This window comes from Stenotrophomonas muris (assembly GCF_052751275.1).
The window spans coordinates 1,483,791-1,502,479 of the sequence record NZ_CP199879.1 but is presented as its reverse complement, the minus strand read 5'-3'; the positions used below and the strand labels follow the sequence as shown (position 1 = coordinate 1,502,479).

The 18,689-nt window shown below is 67.5% G+C and carries 18 protein-coding genes; 5 read left to right on the top strand and 13 right to left on the bottom strand.

Annotated elements, in window-relative coordinates; genetic code table 11:
- Nucleotides 1-5 precede the first annotated feature (5 nt).
- The 8 genes from ACUVWL_RS06815 to ACUVWL_RS06780 form a co-directional block, all read right to left on the bottom strand.
- Nucleotides 6-1,079 carry a class I SAM-dependent methyltransferase gene (locus ACUVWL_RS06815; protein ID WP_197604998.1) on the bottom strand — a complete coding sequence of 358 codons (1,074 nt, stop codon included), beginning with the start codon at nucleotides 1,077-1,079 and terminating at the stop codon, nucleotides 6-8.
- A complete protein-coding gene (locus ACUVWL_RS06810; RefSeq protein WP_445978963.1) occupies nucleotides 1,076-1,861 on the bottom strand; it encodes a DUF1295 domain-containing protein in 786 nt (261 codons plus the stop codon). Before ACUVWL_RS06810 ends, ACUVWL_RS06815 begins: the two co-directional genes overlap by 4 nt.
- Nucleotides 1,858-2,403 (bottom strand): DUF2878 domain-containing protein, encoded by a 546-nt coding sequence (locus ACUVWL_RS06805; RefSeq protein ID WP_014647125.1) that lies wholly within the window; start codon nucleotides 2,401-2,403, stop codon nucleotides 1,858-1,860. The genes ACUVWL_RS06810 and ACUVWL_RS06805 overlap by 4 nt, the downstream gene beginning before the upstream one ends.
- Nucleotide 2,404: 1 nt before the next feature.
- Complete coding sequence (locus tag ACUVWL_RS06800; protein WP_041863424.1) at nucleotides 2,405-3,664, bottom strand: SAM-dependent methyltransferase; 1,260 nt, start codon at nucleotides 3,662-3,664, stop codon at nucleotides 2,405-2,407.
- Nucleotides 3,661-4,428: a DUF1365 domain-containing protein gene (locus ACUVWL_RS06795; RefSeq protein ID WP_014647127.1), complete on the bottom strand. Its 768-nt coding sequence runs from the start codon at nucleotides 4,426-4,428 to the stop codon at nucleotides 3,661-3,663. Before ACUVWL_RS06795 ends, ACUVWL_RS06800 begins: the two co-directional genes overlap by 4 nt.
- Nucleotides 4,425-5,702 carry an NAD(P)/FAD-dependent oxidoreductase gene (locus tag ACUVWL_RS06790; protein WP_049439856.1) on the bottom strand — a complete coding sequence of 426 codons (1,278 nt, stop codon included), beginning with the start codon at nucleotides 5,700-5,702 and terminating at the stop codon, nucleotides 4,425-4,427. The genes ACUVWL_RS06795 and ACUVWL_RS06790 overlap by 4 nt, the downstream gene beginning before the upstream one ends.
- 1 nt (nucleotide 5,703) lies before the next feature.
- A complete protein-coding gene (locus tag ACUVWL_RS06785) occupies nucleotides 5,704-6,654 on the bottom strand; it encodes an acyl-CoA desaturase (protein WP_014647129.1) in 951 nt (316 codons plus the stop codon).
- A gap of 81 nt (nucleotides 6,655-6,735) precedes the next feature.
- The gene (locus ACUVWL_RS06780; RefSeq protein ID WP_111206857.1) at nucleotides 6,736-7,503 is read right to left on the bottom strand and encodes a hypothetical protein; all 768 of its coding nucleotides are present in this window, start codon (nucleotides 7,501-7,503) and stop codon (nucleotides 6,736-6,738) included.
- 134 nt (nucleotides 7,504-7,637) lie between these two features.
- Between ACUVWL_RS06780 and ACUVWL_RS06775 the strand changes: the two genes are divergently transcribed.
- The 3 genes from ACUVWL_RS06775 to ACUVWL_RS06765 are packed head-to-tail and all read left to right on the top strand — an operon-like array spanning nucleotide 7,638 to nucleotide 9,638.
- Nucleotides 7,638-8,261 carry a sigma-70 family RNA polymerase sigma factor gene (locus ACUVWL_RS06775; RefSeq protein ID WP_142234702.1) on the top strand — a complete coding sequence of 208 codons (624 nt, stop codon included), beginning with the start codon at nucleotides 7,638-7,640 and terminating at the stop codon, nucleotides 8,259-8,261.
- A complete protein-coding gene (locus ACUVWL_RS06770; RefSeq protein WP_075075968.1) occupies nucleotides 8,258-8,932 on the top strand; it encodes a ChrR family anti-sigma-E factor in 675 nt (224 codons plus the stop codon). The genes ACUVWL_RS06775 and ACUVWL_RS06770 overlap by 4 nt, the downstream gene beginning before the upstream one ends.
- A 13-nt stretch (nucleotides 8,933-8,945) precedes the next feature.
- A complete protein-coding gene (locus tag ACUVWL_RS06765) occupies nucleotides 8,946-9,638 on the top strand; it encodes an oxidoreductase (protein ID WP_032961090.1) in 693 nt (230 codons plus the stop codon).
- Between the two features lie 2 nt (nucleotides 9,639-9,640).
- On the opposite strand, the gene ACUVWL_RS06760 is transcribed toward ACUVWL_RS06765, so the two are convergent.
- Genes ACUVWL_RS06760 through ACUVWL_RS06750 form a run of 3 tightly spaced genes read right to left on the bottom strand, consistent with a single transcriptional unit; the run spans nucleotide 9,641 to nucleotide 14,734 of the window.
- The gene (locus tag ACUVWL_RS06760) at nucleotides 9,641-12,040 is read right to left on the bottom strand and encodes a response regulator (protein WP_445978962.1); all 2,400 of its coding nucleotides are present in this window, start codon (nucleotides 12,038-12,040) and stop codon (nucleotides 9,641-9,643) included.
- Nucleotides 12,033-12,500 (bottom strand): response regulator, encoded by a 468-nt coding sequence (locus tag ACUVWL_RS06755; RefSeq protein WP_014647135.1) that lies wholly within the window; start codon nucleotides 12,498-12,500, stop codon nucleotides 12,033-12,035. Before ACUVWL_RS06755 ends, ACUVWL_RS06760 begins: the two co-directional genes overlap by 8 nt.
- Nucleotides 12,497-14,734, bottom strand: coding sequence for an ATP-binding protein (locus tag ACUVWL_RS06750; protein WP_445978961.1), 2,238 nt, complete (start codon nucleotides 14,732-14,734; stop codon nucleotides 12,497-12,499). Before ACUVWL_RS06750 ends, ACUVWL_RS06755 begins: the two co-directional genes overlap by 4 nt.
- A 263-nt stretch (nucleotides 14,735-14,997) precedes the next feature.
- On the opposite strand from ACUVWL_RS06750, the gene ACUVWL_RS06745 reads away from it, so the two are divergent.
- Nucleotides 14,998-15,291, top strand: a complete 294-nt coding sequence (locus ACUVWL_RS06745; protein WP_111206852.1) for a hypothetical protein — start codon at nucleotides 14,998-15,000, stop codon at nucleotides 15,289-15,291.
- A gap of 16 nt (nucleotides 15,292-15,307) precedes the next feature.
- Here the strand turns inward: ACUVWL_RS06745 and ACUVWL_RS06740 are convergent, their stop codons facing one another.
- Nucleotides 15,308-15,793 (bottom strand): TspO/MBR family protein, encoded by a 486-nt coding sequence (locus tag ACUVWL_RS06740; RefSeq protein WP_049439841.1) that lies wholly within the window; start codon nucleotides 15,791-15,793, stop codon nucleotides 15,308-15,310.
- Between the two features lie 71 nt (nucleotides 15,794-15,864).
- Nucleotides 15,865-18,060, bottom strand: a complete 2,196-nt coding sequence (locus ACUVWL_RS06735; protein ID WP_445978960.1) for a hypothetical protein — start codon at nucleotides 18,058-18,060, stop codon at nucleotides 15,865-15,867.
- A gap of 133 nt (nucleotides 18,061-18,193) precedes the next feature.
- On the opposite strand from ACUVWL_RS06735, the gene ACUVWL_RS06730 reads away from it, so the two are divergent.
- Nucleotides 18,194-18,673: a GNAT family N-acetyltransferase gene (locus tag ACUVWL_RS06730; protein ID WP_241886809.1), complete on the top strand. Its 480-nt coding sequence runs from the start codon at nucleotides 18,194-18,196 to the stop codon at nucleotides 18,671-18,673.
- The last annotated feature ends 16 nt before the right edge of the window (nucleotides 18,674-18,689 follow it).

Below are 18,689 nucleotides of genomic sequence, written 5' to 3'. Positions count from 1 at the left end.
ACACCTCAACGGGGGCGGAACAGATAGTGGGCGACCAGCCACTGCTGGCCGTCGTCGTAGCCGAACAGCTCGGCGCATGCCATCCAGAACATGCGCCAGCGCTGCCACCAGATCTTCGCGGCGGCCTGGCCGTAGGTCGCGACCAGCACCGGCATCACCGCCTCGCGTGCTGCATCCTGGTTGGCCAGCCAGTGGTCGGCCGTGCGCTGGTAGTGGGTGCCGTCCAGCAACCAGCGCTGGTCAAGCCGCAGGTCGCGCTGGAAATGCAGCAGCGTGTCGGCCGCCGGCATCAGGCCACCAGTGAAGAAATGGCGGCCCATCCAGTTGTCGCCGCCCTCGGTCTCGAACGGGTACATCAGCGTGCGGTGGGCGAAGATGTGCACGAACAGCGCGCCGTCGGGCTTCAGCCACTGGCTGATGCGCGCCAGCAGGCGCTCGTAGTTGCGCACATGCTCGAACATTTCCACCGAGACGCAGCGGTCGAAGCGTGCGGTTGGCAGCTCGAGCTGGTTGACGTCGCGGGTGATCACCTCGACGTTGTGCAGCCCCCGGGCCTGGCACTGCGCCATGATGTGCTGGCGCTGGCTGTGCGAATTGGACACGGCGGTGATCGCGGCGGTGGGATAGCGCTCGGCCATCCACAGGGTCAGCGAACCCCAGCCGCAGCCCAGTTCGAGGATCTGCTGGCCATCGGCCAGTCCGGCGCGCTGGCCGTACAGCTCCAGCATGGCGTCCTCCGCCTGGTCCAGCGTTTCGCGCCCGGTGGGGTAGTAGCAGCTGCTGTACTTCAGGCGCCTGCCCAGGCAGGCCTGGAAGAAGGCCGCCGGAACCTCATAGTGCTGGCGGTTGGCCGCGTCGGTATGCAGCGCGAGCGGGCTGTCGGCCAGCTCGGCGATGCGACGGCCGAAGCGTGCGGACTGTGCTTCGATACCGCCCAGCATTTCCTCGTGCAGGCGTTGCGCGCACAAGCGACGGATGCCGGCGCGCAGCGCGGCATCGGGAACCAGGCCGCGTTCGGCCCAGGCGATCAGCCCGGCTTCCGCGTCGTCGGCCGGGGTCAGTGACGGAATCGCGCTCATGCGGAATGCTCCTTGGAAGGACGAGGGAACCAGGGGAAGAACATCGGCGTGCTGCGCTGGTAGGCGCGGTAATCGTCGCCGCGGCTGCGCAGCGCCTGCTTTTCGGTGAATGGAATGCCGCTCAGGTAGCGCAGGAACACATACATCAGCAGCGGGCCGGACCACGCCAGCCACCACAGCGGCGAGCCGACCGCGAGCAGGACATAGCTGAACCAGTGCAGCCACTCGAAGAAGTAGTTCGGGTGGCGGGAGTAACGCCAGAGCCCGTCGCGGCAGGTGCGACCCTGTTTTGCAGGATCCGCGCGGAACCGGGCCAGCTGATGGTCGGCCAGGCTCTCGCCGCCGACGCTCAGCAGCCAGACGAGTGCGGCGGCCACGACCCACAACGTCATGCTGGTCTGTGGATTGGCAGCCACCGCGACGAAGGGCAGGGCGAACAGCACGACCAGCAGTGCCTGGGCCATGAAGAAGCCGAAGATCTTGGCTTGATGCCCTTGCCAGTACTCGCGCAGATAACGGTAGCGACCGTCTTCCTGTTCATGGCGGACCCGATGCCACAGGTGCAGTGCCAGTCGGCTGCCCCACAGGCCACCGAGCACGCCCAGTGCAATCCGTGGCGCCGCCGCACCATCGCCGAGCCAAGCCAGCAACAGGGCCGAAGCACCCACGCCCTTGGCCCAGAGCACATCGACCACGCCGATGTTGCGGTGGCGCCGCTGCCAGGCCCAGCCCCAGCTCATCACAAGCACGGCATACAGCAGTACCCACACCAGATTGATCATGACGGCGCTCCGGCCAAGGGCGGCGGGATGGTGCGGGAGCCGCGACGAGCGGCCATGCACAGCAGCGAAAGCGCGATGCTCCAGCCCACCCCCAGTACCAGCAGGCCTTGCCACAGCGGCGTAGTGAATCGAACCGCATCGAAACCGCGCGCTGCGGAGAGATAGGCCAGCGGGGCCAGCAGCAGGCCGAACGCGGCTGGCAGGGCAGGGTGGCGCAGCAGGAAGCGCATCGAAGTGGTCAGCGTCATCGCAAACGCGGCCCACAACGCCATGATCCAAAGGGGTGGCGTCCAGCCCAGCGGGGCCGCGGCGTAGCGTACGGTGCCGCTGGCGGCGGCACTGGCGTCGACCAGCCACGCGCAGGCCAGCGCCAACAGCATCAGCCGAAGATCCAGCCGAGGTTGCGGCGAGGTCAGCAGCTGGCTGCCGATGTAGAGCGACGCTGCCAGCAGCGCCGGCCATTGCCAGCCGCGCCCGGCGCCGGCCACGGCGCACAGCCAGACCAGCTGGTTGCCAAGCAGATTGGCCCAGAACCGGCGCACCTCAGCCGCCTTGACCCGATGCGCCAGCGGGACGATGCCCGGGGCGCGCCAGCAGCAGATGCGAAACGCCGATCGAACGCTCCAGGAAGCCGCCCTCGCAATAGGCCAGGTAGAACTCCCACATCCGGCAGAAGCGCGTATCAAAGCCCTGTGCCTGCACAGCGGGCAGCTGGGCAAGGAAGCGTTGGCGCCAGGCGCGCAGGGTCAGTGCGTAGGAGTGGCCGAAATCCTGCTGGGCGACCAGCTGCAGGTCACTGGATCGGGTCTTGGCCGCCATGATCGCGTTGATCGACGGAATGAAGCTGCCCGGAAACACATAGCGCTTGATGTAGTCGACGCTGCGCCGTGCCTGCTCGTAGCGGTGATCTTCGATGGTGATGGCCTGCAGCAGGGCGACACCATCGGGCTTGAGCAGGCGCTGCAGCGTTGCCATGTAGGTGTCCAGGTATTCGGCGCCGATGGCTTCGATCATCTCGATCGATACCAGCTTGTCGAACTGGCCCTGCAGGTCGCGGTAGTCCTGCATCAACAGCGTGACCTTGTCCTGCAGCCCGGCTACGCGGACGCGCTCGCTGGCCAGTGCATGCTGCTCGGCGGAGATCGTGGTTGTGGTGACGTGGCAGCCGTAGTGCTGCGCCGCGTGCAGCGCAAAACCACCCCAGCCGGTACCGATCTCCACCACGCGGTCGCCCGGCTTGAGCTGCAGCTGCTGGCAGATGCGGTCCAGCTTGCGCCGCGAGGCGGATTCCAGCGACTCGCCCTCTTCGGCGAACAGGGCCGAGGAGTACATCAGGTCCGGTGACAGGAACAGGGCGAAGAAGTCGTTGCCGAGGTCGTAGTGCGCGGCGATGTTGCGGCGGCTGCCTTCACGGCTGTTGCGGCGCAGGCGGTTCCAGCCGCGCAGCAGCCAGCCTCCCACGCGCGCCGGGCCGTGTTCCATGCTGTCGAGCAGATCGCGGTTGCGCACCAGCAGCCGGATCAGGGCGACCAGGTCGTCACAGCGCCATTCGCCATGTATGTAGCTTTCGCCGGCGCCGACGCTGCCCTGGGCCGCCACCTTGCGATAGAACGCCGGGTCCTCGATGGTGACGGTGACATGCAGCTCACCGCGGGCATCGCCCAACCAGACTTCGCCCAGCGCGTCGCGCACGCACAGGCGGCCGTCGCGCATCGGGGCGAGCTGGGCCAGCAGGCGGCGGCGCAGGAAGGCATCCAATGCGCCGGGGCGCGGCAGCGCGACCGAAGGAATCATCGAATTCATCGCGGTTTCTCGGCAAGGGTAGGGTGGTCGTGTACGGGATTGCGTTTCAGCCACAGCCGCAACGCATGCCAGTGGATGGCGGCCACCACCTGGGTGGTCATCAGTGGATAGCAGGCCAGGACGCGGGCCAGCCCGCGGCCATCCAGGGGGTGTCGTTGCATGACCTGGGTGGCATCAAACTGGCGCGCGCCGTCGCGCCAGACCTGCATGTGCACGCGCAGGTCCTCATCAGGGCAGTTGAACCGCCAGTCGTAATGACAATCCATCGGCATGAAGGGCGAGACATGGAAGCATTTGTCGAACCGCCAGCGCAGCGAGGTGCCTTCCTGCGTGGCCGTTGCGACCGGCAGCACGTAGGCGTGACGTTCCTTCCAGGGTGTGTTGGTGATCTCGGCGACGATGCAGTCCAGCGTGCTGCCATCGGCCCGGTAGCAGTAGTAGAAGCTGACCGGGTTGAACACGTGACCGGCGAAGCGCAGATGGGTGAGCAGGCGGACCGGGCCGGTGGGCCGGTAGCCCAGGGTTGATGCAGCGTGGTCGCGCACTGCATCGGCCAAGGGCCGCGCGGGATCGCCGAAGTAATCGCTGCGACGGAACTCGGCCAGATTGCGGCGATTGATCGACCACAGCCAGCGCCCGGCGAACACGCTGTCGAGTTCATCCAGGTCGAGCAGCAGCTGTGCGATCGGATAGCGGAACGCATGCGGGTGTGGCAGGTGCCTGCGGTGCGCCACCTGCCCGAAGTAGAGCGCACTGGCGCTCATGCGGCCACCTCGCCGGGAGCCGCCATGACGTGGTGCGGTTCACAGGTGCGCAGTGCATCGACCACGCGGCGGGCGCTGCGGATGCCGTCCTCATGGAAGCCCCAGCCCCAATAGGCGCCTGCGAACCAGGTGTGGCGGCGGCCCTGCAGCTCGGCCCAGCGCTGTTGCGCGCGCACTGCGGCATGGTCGTGCACCGGGTGCGCATAATGCAGGGTGCGCAGCACCTTGCCGGGGTCGATTGCTTCGCTGCGGTTGAGCGTGACCACCAGGGGCGTGCTGCCGGGCAGGCCCTGCAGCTGGTTCATGCAGTAGCTGACCGTGCAGGGCGCAGCAGGGTCGCGGGGCACATGGGCATTCCATGCCGCCCACGCCTTGCGGTTGCGCGGCAGCAATGACGCGTCGGTGTGCAGCACCGCTTCGTTGGCCTGGTAGCGGATGGCGCCGAGCACGTCGCGTTCGATGGGGTCGGCGTCACGCAGCAGCGCCAGGGCCTGGTCGCTGTGGCAGGCCAGGATGACCTCATCGAAGCCTTCCACGCCGGCCGCGCTGTGCACGCGAGCGCCCCACGGCATGCGCTCGACCGACTGTACCGGGCACTCCAGCCGCTCATGCACCCGCCAGCGGGCGCGCAGGGCGTCGACATAGCGGGCCGATCCACCGCTCACCACCCGCCACGGTGCACGCCCGGTCATCTGCAGCATCTGGTGGTTGGCCATGAACTGGGCCAGATAGCGCGCCGGGAAGTCCATCACCGTGGCCGTCGGGGACGACCACAGCGCGGAGGCCATCGGCAGCAGGTGCTCGTCGATGAAGGCATCGCCGTAGCGCTGGCTGCGCAGGTACTGCCCCAACGTTGGGCCCTCGTCTTCTGCCAGCAACAGGGGGGCATCGCGGTAGAACCGGCGCAGGTCGGCCAGCATGCCCCAGAACCGCGGCGACACCAGGTTGCGGCGCTGGCAGAACAGGCCATCCAGCGAGGTGGCGTTGTACTCCACGCCGCTGCGCTCGCTGTGCATCGAGAAGCTCATCGTGGTCGGCTGCGAGGCTACGCCCAGCTCGTCGAACAGTGCGGTCAGCAGCGGGTAGTGCTGGGGATTGAACACGATGAAGCCGGTGTCCACCGCCATGCGGACGCCATCCACCTGCACGTCGTGGGTGTGGGTATGGCCGCCCAGATAGTCGTTGGCCTCGAACAGCGTGACGTCGTGTTCGCCGTCCAGCCACCAGGCGCTGGCCAGTCCCGCAATGCCCGAACCGATGATCGCGATGCGCATGTCAGTACCTCGCCTTGGCCAGCACCCACTCGGGAATCGGCTTGAGCCCTTTGACCAGCCCAAGCGCCGCCATCGCGCGCAGTCCATACCAGGTCAGGTCCACTTCCCACCAGCGGAAGCCCTGGCGGACGGTGCCCGGGAAGAAGTGGTGGTTGTTGTGCCAGCCTTCGCCGAAGGTGAGCAGCGCCAGCCAGAGATTGTTGCGGCTGTCATCGCGGGTCTCGAAGCGGCGGCGACCGAAGCGATGGGCCAGCGAATTGATGGTGACCGTGGCGTGGAACAGCACGATGGTGGAGATGAAGAAGCCCCACACCAGCAATTGCGAGCCGGAGGTATGCAAGCCTGGCGCCCAGCGCTCCAACCCGGCGCCCAGTGCATACAGCGCTGCGGCCAGCAGTACCGGCACAGCCGTATCGAAGCGGTCCAGCCAGCGCAGCTCCGGGTAGCGCGCCAGGTCGGGCACCCGCGACAGGTCGGTGGCAAAGGCCTCGCGGGTCAGGAACCAGCCCATGTGGCTGCGCCAGAAGCCGCCCTCACGGGGGGAGTGCGGGTCCAGCGGCTGGTCGGCGTGACGGTGGTGGTGGCGATGGTGGGCGGCCCACCACAGCGGCCCGCGCTGTACGCTGGAGGCGCCTATCACCGCGAACACGAACTGCACCGGCCGCGATGCCTGGAAGGTGCGATGCGAGAAGTAGCGGTGGTAGAACGCCGTGATGGCGAACATGCGCACCGCATAGAGTGCTGCAGCCACGATCACCGCTGTCCACGAGATGCCCACCCAGATCACTGCGATGCAGGCCAGGTGCATCAGCACGAAGGGCACGGCGCGCACCCAGTCGATCCGCCCCGGCCGCTCGCCGGTGGCCTCTGCGGCGTTGCCGGTATCGAACCAGCGCTGCAGCGTGCGCAGCAGACGCCAGCGTCGACGGGGGAGGGGCGCTACAGAGGCCATGGCGGATCTCGGCGGGTTTCGTGTCTTCCTCTACGCGGCAGAAGGCCCACTGGATGCGGAGCGCGGCAGGAAATTTAGATTTCACCTGGCCGTAACGGTGCAGCGATCTGTCAGCGGCTGCGCCCAGGCCTGCTGCCATTCGCTGGCGGGGCGACCAGCCGCTGCGGCGATGAAGCGCACCGTCACCTGTGGATAGGCACCGCGTTGATCGCGCAGGTTGCTGGTGCCACGGAACTCCAGCAGGCGCTGGTCAGCGCTGGCATATACCAGCGCAAGGCGTGGCGCGATGCCGCCGTACCAGGTGTCCAGGCTGACCTCGATCGACTGCGCATCGATCCCCTGCCAGCGCTGCGGGCCGGTGCGCCTTACCTGTACCGGGAAGTAGCGCTGCCGCGCTGGAACCAGGAAGGGCAGGGTCACACGCTCGCCGCGCATGAGCGCCTGCCAATGCAGGCGCACCGCCGCGTCGAACCCTGCGTCGATGACCGCGCCGGTCGGCAGGTCGAGCTCGCGCTGCACCGGTGGGCTGCCGGCATCCTCCTTCCACGCGATCGAGACCCTGCCGCTGGCGGCCTCGACGTCGGCCTTCTGGCCGCTGCGCCGGTCCTCCAGGGTATAGCCGCGCGCCTGTGGGTCCGCGCTGGCCGGCAGGTGCTTGCGGGCGAAAGGCCGCCCGTCCGCGCATTGGTACAGCACCCAGCGCTCGGCACCCTCGGCCGCATCGCGTCGCCAGTGCACCTCGCGGTAGAGCAGGTCGCCGCGCGACGACGTTGCTACCCCCTCGCTTCGCAGCCAGGGCGCGGCCAGCGCGGCATGGGGCAGGCACAGCAGCAGCCAGGCGGTACGCATCGCGTTCATCCGGGAAAGGAGGGCTGAGGTCATACGGCGGGGATGGGCGGTTGGATGCGTCTGCAGCGGCTGCATCCAATCACGGCCCCTGCGCGTACAGAGGACAGACCTTCACCCGCCCGCCGCGAACGCCGATGTACCCTGACGCCGCCAGCAACCCCCTCAACTTCGATACCGCACGCATCGTGTCCAGTTCCCAGCAGCCGAGCAGCGAGCCGACGAACTGGGCCGGTGACATGGACGGCGTGGCACGGCTTCGTGACCGCGACTGTTTCATGCGGATCTATGATTACTTCATGCCGCGGCTGTGCGTATACCTGCGGGGCCTGGGCGTGCCTGACGCGGTGGCCGAGGAACTGGCGCAGGAGAGCCTGCTGCGGCTATGGCTGCGCGCGGCCGACTTCGATCCCGCGCAGGGTGCGCTGAGCACGTGGCTGTATCGCATCGCCCGTAACCTGCACATTGACCGCATCCGCCGCGAGCGCAGCTGGATGCAGGTGCAGGCTGCCGTCGAGGACGCAGCAACCCTGGATGTGATCGAACGCAGCAGCGCCGAACAGTTTGCCGACCAGGCCCGGCTGCGCCAGCGCATCAACGAACTGCCTGCCGTGCAGGCGCGCTTGCTGCGCATGTCCTATTTCGAGGCCAAGAGCCACAGCGAGATCGCCGAGGCGATCGGCATGCCCTTGGGCACGGTCAAGTCGCATCTGCGGCGCGCGTTCCTGCAGCTGCAGGCCAAAGTGGGAGGTGCGCTGTGAACCCGCGCCACCACCTGCACGAATCGACGTTGATGAGCTACGCCGCAGGCGCGCTGCCCGCGCCACTGAGCGTGGTCGCTGGTACGCATCTGGAGCAGTGCCCGCACTGCCGCCAGCGCCTGCGCGAGGCCGAGGCGATCGGCTCGGTGCTGCTCGAGCAGACCCAGCCGCCCGCGCCTGATCCACGCCGCGAACAGCTGCGCGAGGCCATGCTGATGCAGCTGGCTGCGGAAATGCCGATTGCCATGGACCAGGCCGCGCGTCCCGTGCCGAAGGAGCGGCCCGAGGCCGACCCGGACCATCTGCCTGCCTCGCTGCACCCCTACTTCGGGGCATCGCTCAGTGGGTTGCGTTGGCGCTGGATGGCACCCGGCGTGCACTGCATCCGTGCCGAGCAGATGCCTTCGCTGATCATGCTGAGGATCGCCCCGGGCAAATGCCTGCCCATGCACAGCCATGGCCGCAGCGAGCTGACCCAGATCCTGCGCGGTTCCTACAACGATGCGCTGGGGCTGTTCGCACCCGGCGACGTGGCGGACCTGGATGAAGACGTGGAGCATCAGCCGGTGACCGCGCCGGGGGTGCCGTGCATCTGCGTGTCGGCGCTGGATGCACCGCTGGTGTTCAGCGGGTGGCTGGCGCGCAAGATCCAGCGGTTCGTGAAACTCTAGTGCGGCCCTGGCCATGGCTCAGGCACGGACATTGCGGATTCTCCTGACCGGCGCTGCAGGCTTGGTGGGGCAGGGCGTTGCCCTGGCCTGCCAGCGTTCGCCGCAGGTTGCCGGCTTGACCGCGCTGGTGCGGCGCCCGGGCAGCCTGCGCGGACCCGGCAGCGAACGGGTGGTCCCGGACTTCCTGCATATCGACGCGCAGCGTGATGAACTGGCCGGGTACGACGCATGCTTCTACTGTGCCGGTGCGCCACCGGTTGGCACTGCCGAGGCCGAGTACCGGCGCGTGACCCTGGACACCACACTGGCAGTGGCCCGCGCCTGGGCTGCGGTGAATCCGCAGGGGTCCTTCCTGTATGTCTCCGGCGCAGGCGCGGACCCGCAAAGCCGGCTGATGCCGCTGCGGGTGAAGGGCGAGACCGAGCGGGCGTTGCAGGCGCTGCCGCTGCGCGCGGTGATGCTGCGTCCGGGCGGGGTCCGGCCGGTGCCGGGGACAGGTACCCGGCATGCCCTGTTGAAACCCCTGTACTGGGGCGGCGCACCGTTGATGAAACTGGCCGGTGCGCTCGCGCCCTCGCTGATGACCAGCAACCTGGCGCTGGGCATGGCCATGATCGCCCTGGCCGGAAGAGAAAACCCGCCGGCCACGATCGAGTGCGCGGATATCAACCGGATCGCGGCAGGCATGCGCGATGCGTCCGCCTGACCTCAGCGCGGCGCAGCCTCCAGCGCGGTGCGCACTGCCAGCGCAAGGTCACTGCGGGTAAATGGCTTTGGCAGCAGGGCGGCTGCACGCCCCTGCGCGCCAACCGCATCGTGGTCGCGTGGATAGCCTGACGTGAACAGGACCGCGATTGCCGGCCAGCGTTCACGCACCTCACGCACCAGCTCCCAGCCGGACATGCCCGGCATCACCACGTCCGAGAACAGCAGGTCGACCTTGGTGTCCGGCCGTTCCAGCAGCCGCAACGCCGAGGGGCCGTCGTGCGCTTCCAGCACGCGGTAGCCCAGCAGGCGCAGCGCATCGACTGTATGCGCACGGACATCGTCGTTGTCCTCGGCCACCAGCACGGTTTCCTCGCGTGGCGAGTAGCCGGCCAGGCCCGTCTGCGGGACGCGAGCCTCGCAAGGCAGCGCCAGAGGCGAGCGCGGGAACATCATGGTGATGCTGGTACCGCCGCCTTCCACCGAATCGATCAGCACGTGGCCACCGGACTGCTTCACGAAGCCGTGCACCATCGACAGGCCGAGCCCGGTGCCGCGGCCGACCTGCTTGGTGGTGAAGAACGGCTCGAACACGCGCGCCAGGGTGGCCGCGTCCATGCCGTGGCCGTTGTCGCGCACCCGCAGCATCACATACTCGCCGGGGGAAGCATCCGGGAACAATGCGGCGTAGTCGTGGTCGAGGTGGCTGTTGTCGACTTCGATCACCAGGCGGCCGCCGTGCGGCATCGCGTCGCGCGCATTCACCGCCAGGTTCAGCACCGACGCTTCCAGTTGGCTGATGTCGATCTCCACGCACCAGATGTCCTCGGCGGTGCGGATGTCCAGTTGCACCAGTTCGCCCAGCGCCCGCCGCAGCATGTCCTGCATGTCCAGCAGGCACTCGTTGAGGTTGGCTGCCTGGCTGTGCAGCGGCTGGCGCCGGGCAAAGGCGAGCAGGCGCTGGGTGAGGCTGGCGGCACGGCCAACCCCCTTCAGGGCATTGTCCAGGGCACGGCTGGCCATCGCGCCGGCTTCGCCGGCCCGTTCGCTGAGCAGCATGGCGTGCTCGATGTTGCCCGAGATCACCGTCAGGATGTTGTTGAAATCATGCGCGATGCCGCCGGTGAGCTGGCCGACCGCCTCGATCTTCTGCGACTGGCGAAGCGCATGCTCGGCCTGCCGCCGCGCAGTAGTTTCCACCGCCTCCGATACCACGGCAGTGGCCACGCCGTCGGCGTCCAGCAGCGGGCGCAGCGAGACGTCGAAGCTGCGCCGGCCGGTGGGCAGTTCCAGCTCGAGGGAATGCAGCGAGTTGCGACCCTGCGCCGCCGCGGCGACGGCCTGGTCAACCACCGCGCCGACGCCGTCGGTGTTGGCGAACCACAGGGATTCGCCGAAGCGCTGGCCGACAATGTCCCTCTTGTCCGCCAGCACGGCGGCCAATGAAGCGTCATTGGCATCGACCACGCGCCCGGACAGATCCAGCAGCACCTGATGCTGGAAGCTGGATTCAAAGATTGCCTGCAGCCGCCGTTTGCTGGCCCGCAGTTCGGCGGTGCGCGCCTGCACCTGCTGCTCCAGGGCCTGGTTGTCCTCACGCAGGGCCAGTTCGGCCTGCTTCAACACCGATACGTCGCTGCCCATGCAGATGTAGCCGGCCACGCTGCCATCGGCGGCATGCTCCGGCACGCAGTCCATCTGCACGAATCGTGACTGGCCGCTGCGATGCACGAGCTCGACCTGGAAGCTGGTGCGCTCGCCCTGCAGCACGCGTTCCAGGCTGGGGAGGGCACGTTCGAAGGCGCTGATGCCGCTGACATCGCGGGCAAGGCGTCCCAGCAATTCGGCCTGGCTCACGCCATGCCAATCCAGGAACGCCTTGTTCGCGAAGCGGTAGCGGTGGTCCTTGTCGAGCCGGGCGATCAGCGCCGGAACGGCGTCGGTCACCTGCTGCAGCTGCGCCTGGCTCTCATTGAGCGCAGCCTGCGCCTGCACCAGCTGGTTGCGCTCGTGGGCTTCCTGCCGCGCGCGACGGATGGCATCCGGCAAGCGCTGCAGGCGCTGCTTCACCACATAGTCGCGTGCGCCGCGGGTCAAGGCCTGCACGGCCAGCTCTTCGGTCAGGGTGCCGGAGACGAAGATGAAAGGCGTGTGCGGGATGCGCTCGCGCGCCAGCGCAAGGGCGGCATCGCCATCGAATCCGGGCAGTACATGGTCGGCCAGGATGATGTCGAAGGGGCGATTGTCGATCGCCTCGATGAACGCATTGCGGGTCCACAGCCGCTCGGCCTCGAAGTCGAGGCCTGCGCGCTGCAGCTGTGCGCTGATCAGCTCCGCGTCAAGCGCGCTGTCCTCCAGCATGAGGATGCGCAGGCGCTCACTGCGGCGCGATCCATCACGCATGGTGCTGCCCCGAACCGTTGGGCCGGTGCGGCGGTGGCTGGTTGGTGATGCCCCAGAACATGCCCAGCCCCTGGATGGCATCGAAGAATTCCTTGAAATCGACCGGCTTGACCACGAATGCATTGACGCCCAGTTCGTAGCTCCGCACCAGGTCCTGCTCCTCGCGCGAGGAGGTCAGCATCACGATCGGGGTGCTGCTCAGCTGCGCGTCGCCACGGACCTGTTCGAGCACTTCCAGGCCATTGACCTTGGGCAGCTTCAGGTCCAGCAGCACCACGACCGGGCCGCCGTGCATGGCGCCGGCGAACTTGCCTTCGCAGCGCAGGTAGTCCAGCGCCTCGGCGCCATCGCGCACGTGGATGACGTCGTTCAGCAGCTGGCAGCGTGACAACGCGGCCATCGTCAGTTCGGCGTCTTTGGGGCTGTCCTCGACCAGGAGGATCGGCCGCAGGTCCCTCATGGGTGATCTCCTGTGGAACGGGGTAGGGTGAAATGGATCGTGGCGCCCTTGCCGGGTTCGCCCTCGGCCCAGGTGCGGCCGCCGTGGCGGCCGATGATGCGGCGCACATTGGCCAGGCCGATGCCGGTGCCTTCGAATTCCTCGACGTGATGCAGGCGCTGGAACACGCCGAACAGCTTGTCCACGTAGCGCATGTCGAAGCCGCAGCCGTTGTCGCGCACGAAGAAATGGTCTTCGTCGTCGTTGCGTTCGTGGCCGACCTCGATAACCGCCTGCTCGCGCTCGCGGGTGAACTTGATCGCGTTGCCCAGCAGGTTCTGCCAGACCAGGCGCAGCATGGTCGGATCGGCCTCGACTTCCGGCAGCGGCGCCAGCGTCCACTGCACCTCGCGGCCGGCATAGTCCAGGGCCAACGTCCTGCGTACGTCCTCGGCCAGCGCAGCCATGTCCAGCCGCACCCTGCCCACCGTCGAGCGGCCCATCTGCGAGAAGCTGAGCAGGTCATCCACCAACGTGCCGGCAGATTTCGCCGATTCCACGATGGTGTCGAGGAAGCGGCGTTCGGTGTCGTTGAGGCGCTCGCCCGCAGAGCTGCCCAGCAGCTCCGAGTAGCCGACGATGTGGCGGAAGGGAGCGCGCAGGTCGTGGCTGACCGAATAGGAGAACGCTTCCAGTTCCTTGTTGCTGCGCACCAGCTGTTCGTTCAGCTCCGCCATTTCCTCGGCCTTGCGCAGCACGATGTCGACAATGGCGGTGCGCATTTCGTGCGCGGCATCGCAGTCGGCATCACTCCACGGCAGGCTGCGCTGCTGCACGGTCTCCTTCCACGCCTCGAACGAGTTGCGCGGCGACAGGGCCACGCCGGGTGCCTCGGTCTTGCGCGGGTCGCCCCCCCAGCGCACGGTGCGCACGACCTCCGGCCGGAACCACATCAGGTAGCTGTGATGGAGCTGCGAGATCGACACCGCCAGCAGGCCACTGACCACGTCGGTCAGGTGCGCGGCAGGCGACCAGTCGCCGGCGAGATGATCGGTGCAGTACATTTCCTGCCCGGCGTGCAGGTTGGCCAGCCAGTCGGCCAGGGCCAGCACCTCGCTGGGGGGCGGGCACTGCCCCACGCGCATGCAGTCCCCCTTGTGCACGATGGCCGCGCCGGCCGCGCCGGTCAGGGACAGCAGGCTGGCCTCATCGTGGCGCAGCGCCGCCATGAACTCTTCGTCCCCGGCCATGCGTGCCAGCAGCTTGACCAGCACCGAGCGACGGGCCACGCGTTCCTCGATCGCGCGCGCGCGCTCCTTCAGCGCGATCTGCAGCGACAGGATCTGGCCCATGAACTCACAGGCCGTACGCACGTGGTACGGCAGGCGGCGCGGCTGCACCGCGTGGCAGGACACCAGGCCCCACAGCCGCCCTTCGTGCACCAGCGACACGGACATTGATGCCCCGGTGCCCATGTTGCGCATGTACTGCAGGTGCACGGGCGAGACGCTGCGCAGCACGGCCAGGCTCAGGTCGGTGGGCGGCGCGTCGCGATGCGCTTCCGCGCGCAGCAGCGGCGCAGGGGTGTAATCGCTGTCCGCAATCAGGCGCACCCGGTTGCGGCGGTACAGCTCACGCGCCTGGGCGGGGATGTCCGATTCGGGGAAGCGCAGGTCCAGATAGGATGGCAGCAGGCCGTTGCCATCCTCGGCCACCACCGTGCCATTCCAGCCGGCATCGAACTGGTAGACCAGGGTGCGGTCGAAGCCGGTGAGGCGTCGCACATGCGCGGCGGCCAGCCTGCACAGGTCTTCCACCGTCGTGGCGGTCTCGATGCCGGACATCAGCTCGCGGATCGCCGGGTACAGCTCTTCCAGCGAACCGGGCTGGCCCGGAACCGGCGCCTCCAGTTCAACCAGAAGGTCGGTTGCAGACCGGTGCACGAGCAGCTGGTGGCGGCCATGGCCATCCAGATGCACCGCGCCCACGTGTGCGCTGCTGCCGACCGTGGCCTGCTGCAACACCGCCTGGAACGGCGCCAGCACGCCACCCAGCACCTCGGCGACGTGTTGCATCAATGGCTCGCCGAACTGCTGCAGCAGGGCGGGGTGGCTGATGGCGCGCTCACGCACCTGCAGCGAGTGCGGTTCCACCACCAGAAGCACACCGTACGGCTGGATCGCGCCGGGGGTATGGATCGGTTCGCGCGCGCAACGCGACAGGGCCGCGTCGTGCGTGGGCTCAGCAGAAGGCATCAAGGGCGGGACTCATGATTCGTGAAGGGCAGGAACGACCCAGCGGTGTATCCGGTAACCATGGATGGTGAAGCAAAAGAGCGTATCCGCCTACCTCCCTGTGCATGTGGCGTGTCCTCCATCTGAAACTGAATTCTTCATACAAGCAGCGATGCGCATGCGTCAGGCGTCTCTGCCGGCTTCGCGGCCAGTGCATCTGCGCTGCACGCCGGCTCGACAGCGGCTGCCCTAGGGTGGCTCGACTTCCGTCGGATACCACGCCCGTGAACCTGCAGACCCTGCCTTCTACGCCGTACCGCATGCTGGCTGACAGTTGCCAGTTCGAACTGCTGGATGTGGATGCACTGCAGGACCCCGCCAGTGGCCGGTTGCTGCACCTGTATTCGCTGGTGGCCCGTTGCCTGTCCTGCGAGACGGTGTTCAAGGCCGAAGAAGGACAAGGCCTGGTCAGCCATTCGTCGGCGCGTGTGGTGCGTTGCCCCGCCGGCTGCGGGCAGCAGGCGTTCAAGCCGGCACTGTTGAGGAACTGGCGCCCCCAGGTCGTGGCCCAGGCGTAAGCGATGCGGCGCGCTATCACAGCAGCCCGGGGTTGGCACGCCAGACTGCGAAGTTGAGCGCCGAGGCGAAGCAAATCCAGGCCAGATAGGGCAGCAGCAGTACGGCTGCCATCGTGCGGACGCGCACGAACGCGAGCATCGTCGCGCACACCAGCGCCACCAGCACCAGGATGTCGGCGAAGGCGAGGGCGCCCAGCTTCCAGCCGAAGAACAGCCAGCTCCACAGTGCATTGATGGCCAGCTGCACCAGATAGAGCCACAGCGCAGGCCGCGCGCCGCGCCAGCCGCGCTCCCGCCAGACCAGCCACGCCGCAATCGCCATCATGGCGTACAGCAGGGTCCATGCCGGGCCAAACACACCGGCAGGCGGCGCCCATGCAGGCAGGACGAGGGTGGCATAGAAGCTGGCGGCGGACGTCGAGGCCCACGCGCCCAGTGCGGCGGCAGCGAAGGTGATCGCCACCCATCCCAGAAGGCCATAGGCCTGTGTGCGCTTGTTCATTGCGTGCAACTCGTCAATTGGGGCGTCGGTGTATACGCACCGGGGCCGGCAATGGATGCAGACGGTTGCCTTCAGTGCGACGAGCCTGCAGCACCCGTGCCCTGGCCCGCTGGCAGCAGCGAAGGCTGCTGGTCAAACCACTCGCGTGCCTTGGCCAGATGCCATTGGCGCTGGTCGCCGTCCAGCTCGATGCCCGCACCCAGCAGCCCCCACCGTAGATAGAGATCACCGCGCTTGCGCTGTTCCAGCAGATCCAGCCGCGCGCGTACCGACAGGCGGTCGTTCTCGGCCTGCAGGCCATCGATGACCAGATGGCCAGGGCGCCAGCGCAGCGTCGCCTGCGCCTGTACCTGTCCGGAATCCAGCAGGGACAAGGTCCAGCGCGGGTAGTCGGTGCGCTCTGCGAACAGCGCCAGCAACGGTCGCGCATCGCTGAGATCGAGGTCCGTGGTGGCATCCACCTGGAACGGCGACTGCGCATCGATGCGCCCACGCCTGAAGTCCACGCGGCCTTTCCATGCCGTCGAGCCCTGCGTGCCCGCCACCTGCACGTTGCGTAGCTCGACCGTGGTGCCGGACAGATCGAAATGACGCTGGTTGAAGTCTCCCCGGCGCAGTGTTGCGTTCACGTCGATATCGCCGCCCATGTCCAGCCCTGCCACCTTTGCACTGGCGTTGCGCCCCAACAGCCGGGCCGTGCCATGGCCGACGCGCCCGTCGGTATCGAGGGTCGCATCACCACTCACGGTGCCGGTGCCACGGAGTAGTCGCACCTCGGGCGAACCCAGGTAGCGGTTGTAGGCGGTCAGGTCAGGGATGGTGGCTTCACTGAAGCGCAGCTGCGCGCGGACGCCTTTGCGCAGTTCCTGCAGGCGGCCATCGCCGGTCAGGTCCAGGGCCAGATCCCGGCCGTCGAACAGGCGTACGTCCTTGGCATCGCCTGGCCGCGCGGTGAAGCGGGGCAACCGGACGGCCAGCCGCGCCTGGCTGGGCGTGCCGGCCTTCAGTTCGCCGTGGGCACTGGCCGTGCCCGCCAAGCGCACACCCGCCACCTCGGCCACGGCTTCGGCTGCAGGAATGTCAACGGTGCTGCCTTCGGTCAGCTCGCCGTTGCGAAGGCGCAGGTCCGCCTTCAGCGTGCCGCCGCCATCCAGCTGCAGCCACGGCTTGCGCACGAACAGGGCAGGGATCCAGTTGAGCGAGGTGAACGTCCATTCGCCGCGCACTGTGCCAGAACTGCGTTCCAGCAGCTGTGCGGGCTGTTGGAAGGGAATGTCCCGGCCACTGATATGCAGATCGGCATCCACCTCGCTGCCTGAACCGGACTTTGGCGGCAAGCGGGCCTGCAGGCGCACGTCCCTGGCCACATTGAGTTGCAGCGCCAGCATGCCGCGATCGGGGGCGCCGTCGCCCAGGTAGAGCGGCACCTGCCACAGCGCGTGGTCGCCGGGCTGCAGGCGGCCATCGATCAGGTGGAGTGCGGCCTGCAGCCGTCCGGGCACTGGTGCGCTGGAGATCTTCGGCGTTGTGGCATTGGTGTCCATGCGCAGGCCCTGGCTGCGGGCATCGACCTCGAGCTGGGCATGCAGCAGCTTCAACTTGGCCAGGCCGGGCGCCTGGTCCCGATAATGGCGCGGATAGCTGAAGCGCGCGGTGAGATCCATGTCGCCCAACAGCTGCACGCCGTCAAAACTGGTGTCGGCATCGCTGAATGCAACCTCGGATTCGAACAGTTCCGACGGCCCGCCGCGCAGCTGCTTGAGGAAGCCCACCGTGCCCTGGCCCTGGCCGATGATCAGCAGCTTGCCGAAACGTGCGCTGCGGATACTGTCGCTGTGGATGGCATCGAAGCGCAGGGTCCAGCCGCGGTCGCTGCGCGGCGGTGGCGGGATGGCCTCTTCCACGCGGCTGATCTCGGCCGAAACCCCTGTGGCCTGCAGCCGGGGCACCCGCACCTCGCGCTGGAACAGGGGCAGAACCGCCAGACGAGCGCTGGCGCGGTCGGCGTGCAGCACGTAGACCGTGTGGTTCACATGGCCGCGCATGTGTACATTCCAGGCGATCACGTGGCCTGGCAGCACGGTAATGGCCGGCCCAGTGGTCATCACGAACTTGTGCGGCTTGCGGTTGGTGACCTGGTCGAACAGGGGTGTGTTGAGGAAGATGTTGCCGGCCAGCAGGTACAGCAGGTAGATGCCCAGCAGGACGCAGGCAGGAACACGCCACCGTCGAAGCCGGTGCGGGATGTGCGCGGAAACAGGGGGCATCTACTGCTCTGAAGGCCGGAATATCTGCAACTATTGCCGAGCCGATGGCGGTGGCGCGTGAAGCAGCTACGGAGCAGGCGTTGGATTCTGGTAGTGTCCGGCTTGGTCACCACCACAGATCTGCAGGAGTCGCATGGATATCCGGCCCGCCCGTGCAGGCGATTTCGACGTGATGTGGGGCATGTTCAAGCAAGCCATTGCGACGCAGGATGCACTGCCCTTTGCTGGCTCTTTCGCTGTCGAGACGTTTCGCGCGCATTGGTGCCAGGCCGAGGCACCTCATGTAGCTGTGCTGGAGGGCCGGGTTGTGGGCATGTACAAGATGGGCCCGAATTTCCCTGACCTTGGGGCGCATGTGGCCAGCGCCACGTATGTGGTCGACGCCGCGACACAGGGGCGGGGCGTGGGCCGAGCCCTGGTGGAACACAGCCTGGAGCTGGCGAGGGCGGAAGGGTTCCTGGCCATGCAGTTCAATTACGTGGTCAGCACCAACGGCCCGGCGGTGGCGCTGTACCGGAAGCTGGGGTTTGCGGTGGTTGGAACGCTGCCAGAGGCCTTCCGGCATGGCAGGCGCGGGTTGGTCGATGTCTTCGTAATGCACAGGTTCCTGTAGTGCCGTCGCCAGGTCG

What these genes read in the sequence shown, in the direction of transcription:
- ACUVWL_RS06765 (WP_032961090.1), top strand. Translation starts at nt 8,946, where the DNA reads ATGGCTCAGGCACGGACATTGCGGATTCTCCTGACCGGCGCTGCAGGC.
- ACUVWL_RS06730 (WP_241886809.1), top strand. Translation starts at nt 18,194, where the DNA reads ATGGATATCCGGCCCGCCCGTGCAGGCGATTTCGACGTGATGTGGGGC.
- ACUVWL_RS06810 (WP_445978963.1), bottom strand. Translation starts at nt 1,861, where the DNA reads ATGATCAATCTGGTGTGGGTACTGCTGTATGCCGTGCTTGTGATGAGC.
- ACUVWL_RS06790 (WP_049439856.1), bottom strand. Translation starts at nt 5,702, where the DNA reads ATGCGCATCGCGATCATCGGTTCGGGCATTGCGGGACTGGCCAGCGCC.
- ACUVWL_RS06815 (WP_197604998.1), bottom strand. Translation starts at nt 1,079, where the DNA reads ATGAGCGCGATTCCGTCACTGACCCCGGCCGACGACGCGGAAGCCGGG.
- ACUVWL_RS06775 (WP_142234702.1), top strand. Translation starts at nt 7,638, where the DNA reads ATGTACCCTGACGCCGCCAGCAACCCCCTCAACTTCGATACCGCACGC.
- ACUVWL_RS06785 (WP_014647129.1), bottom strand. Translation starts at nt 6,654, where the DNA reads ATGGCCTCTGTAGCGCCCCTCCCCCGTCGACGCTGGCGTCTGCTGCGC.
- ACUVWL_RS06750 (WP_445978961.1), bottom strand. Translation starts at nt 14,734, where the DNA reads ATGCCTTCTGCTGAGCCCACGCACGACGCGGCCCTGTCGCGTTGCGCG.
- ACUVWL_RS06800 (WP_041863424.1), bottom strand. Translation starts at nt 3,664, where the DNA reads ATGAATTCGATGATTCCTTCGGTCGCGCTGCCGCGCCCCGGCGCATTG.
- ACUVWL_RS06795 (WP_014647127.1), bottom strand. Translation starts at nt 4,428, where the DNA reads ATGAGCGCCAGTGCGCTCTACTTCGGGCAGGTGGCGCACCGCAGGCAC.
- ACUVWL_RS06760 (WP_445978962.1), bottom strand. Translation starts at nt 12,040, where the DNA reads ATGCGTGATGGATCGCGCCGCAGTGAGCGCCTGCGCATCCTCATGCTG.
- ACUVWL_RS06755 (WP_014647135.1), bottom strand. Translation starts at nt 12,500, where the DNA reads ATGAGGGACCTGCGGCCGATCCTCCTGGTCGAGGACAGCCCCAAAGAC.
- ACUVWL_RS06740 (WP_049439841.1), bottom strand. Translation starts at nt 15,793, where the DNA reads ATGAACAAGCGCACACAGGCCTATGGCCTTCTGGGATGGGTGGCGATC.
- ACUVWL_RS06735 (WP_445978960.1), bottom strand. Translation starts at nt 18,060, where the DNA reads ATGCCCCCTGTTTCCGCGCACATCCCGCACCGGCTTCGACGGTGGCGT.
- ACUVWL_RS06780 (WP_111206857.1), bottom strand. Translation starts at nt 7,503, where the DNA reads ATGCGTACCGCCTGGCTGCTGCTGTGCCTGCCCCATGCCGCGCTGGCC.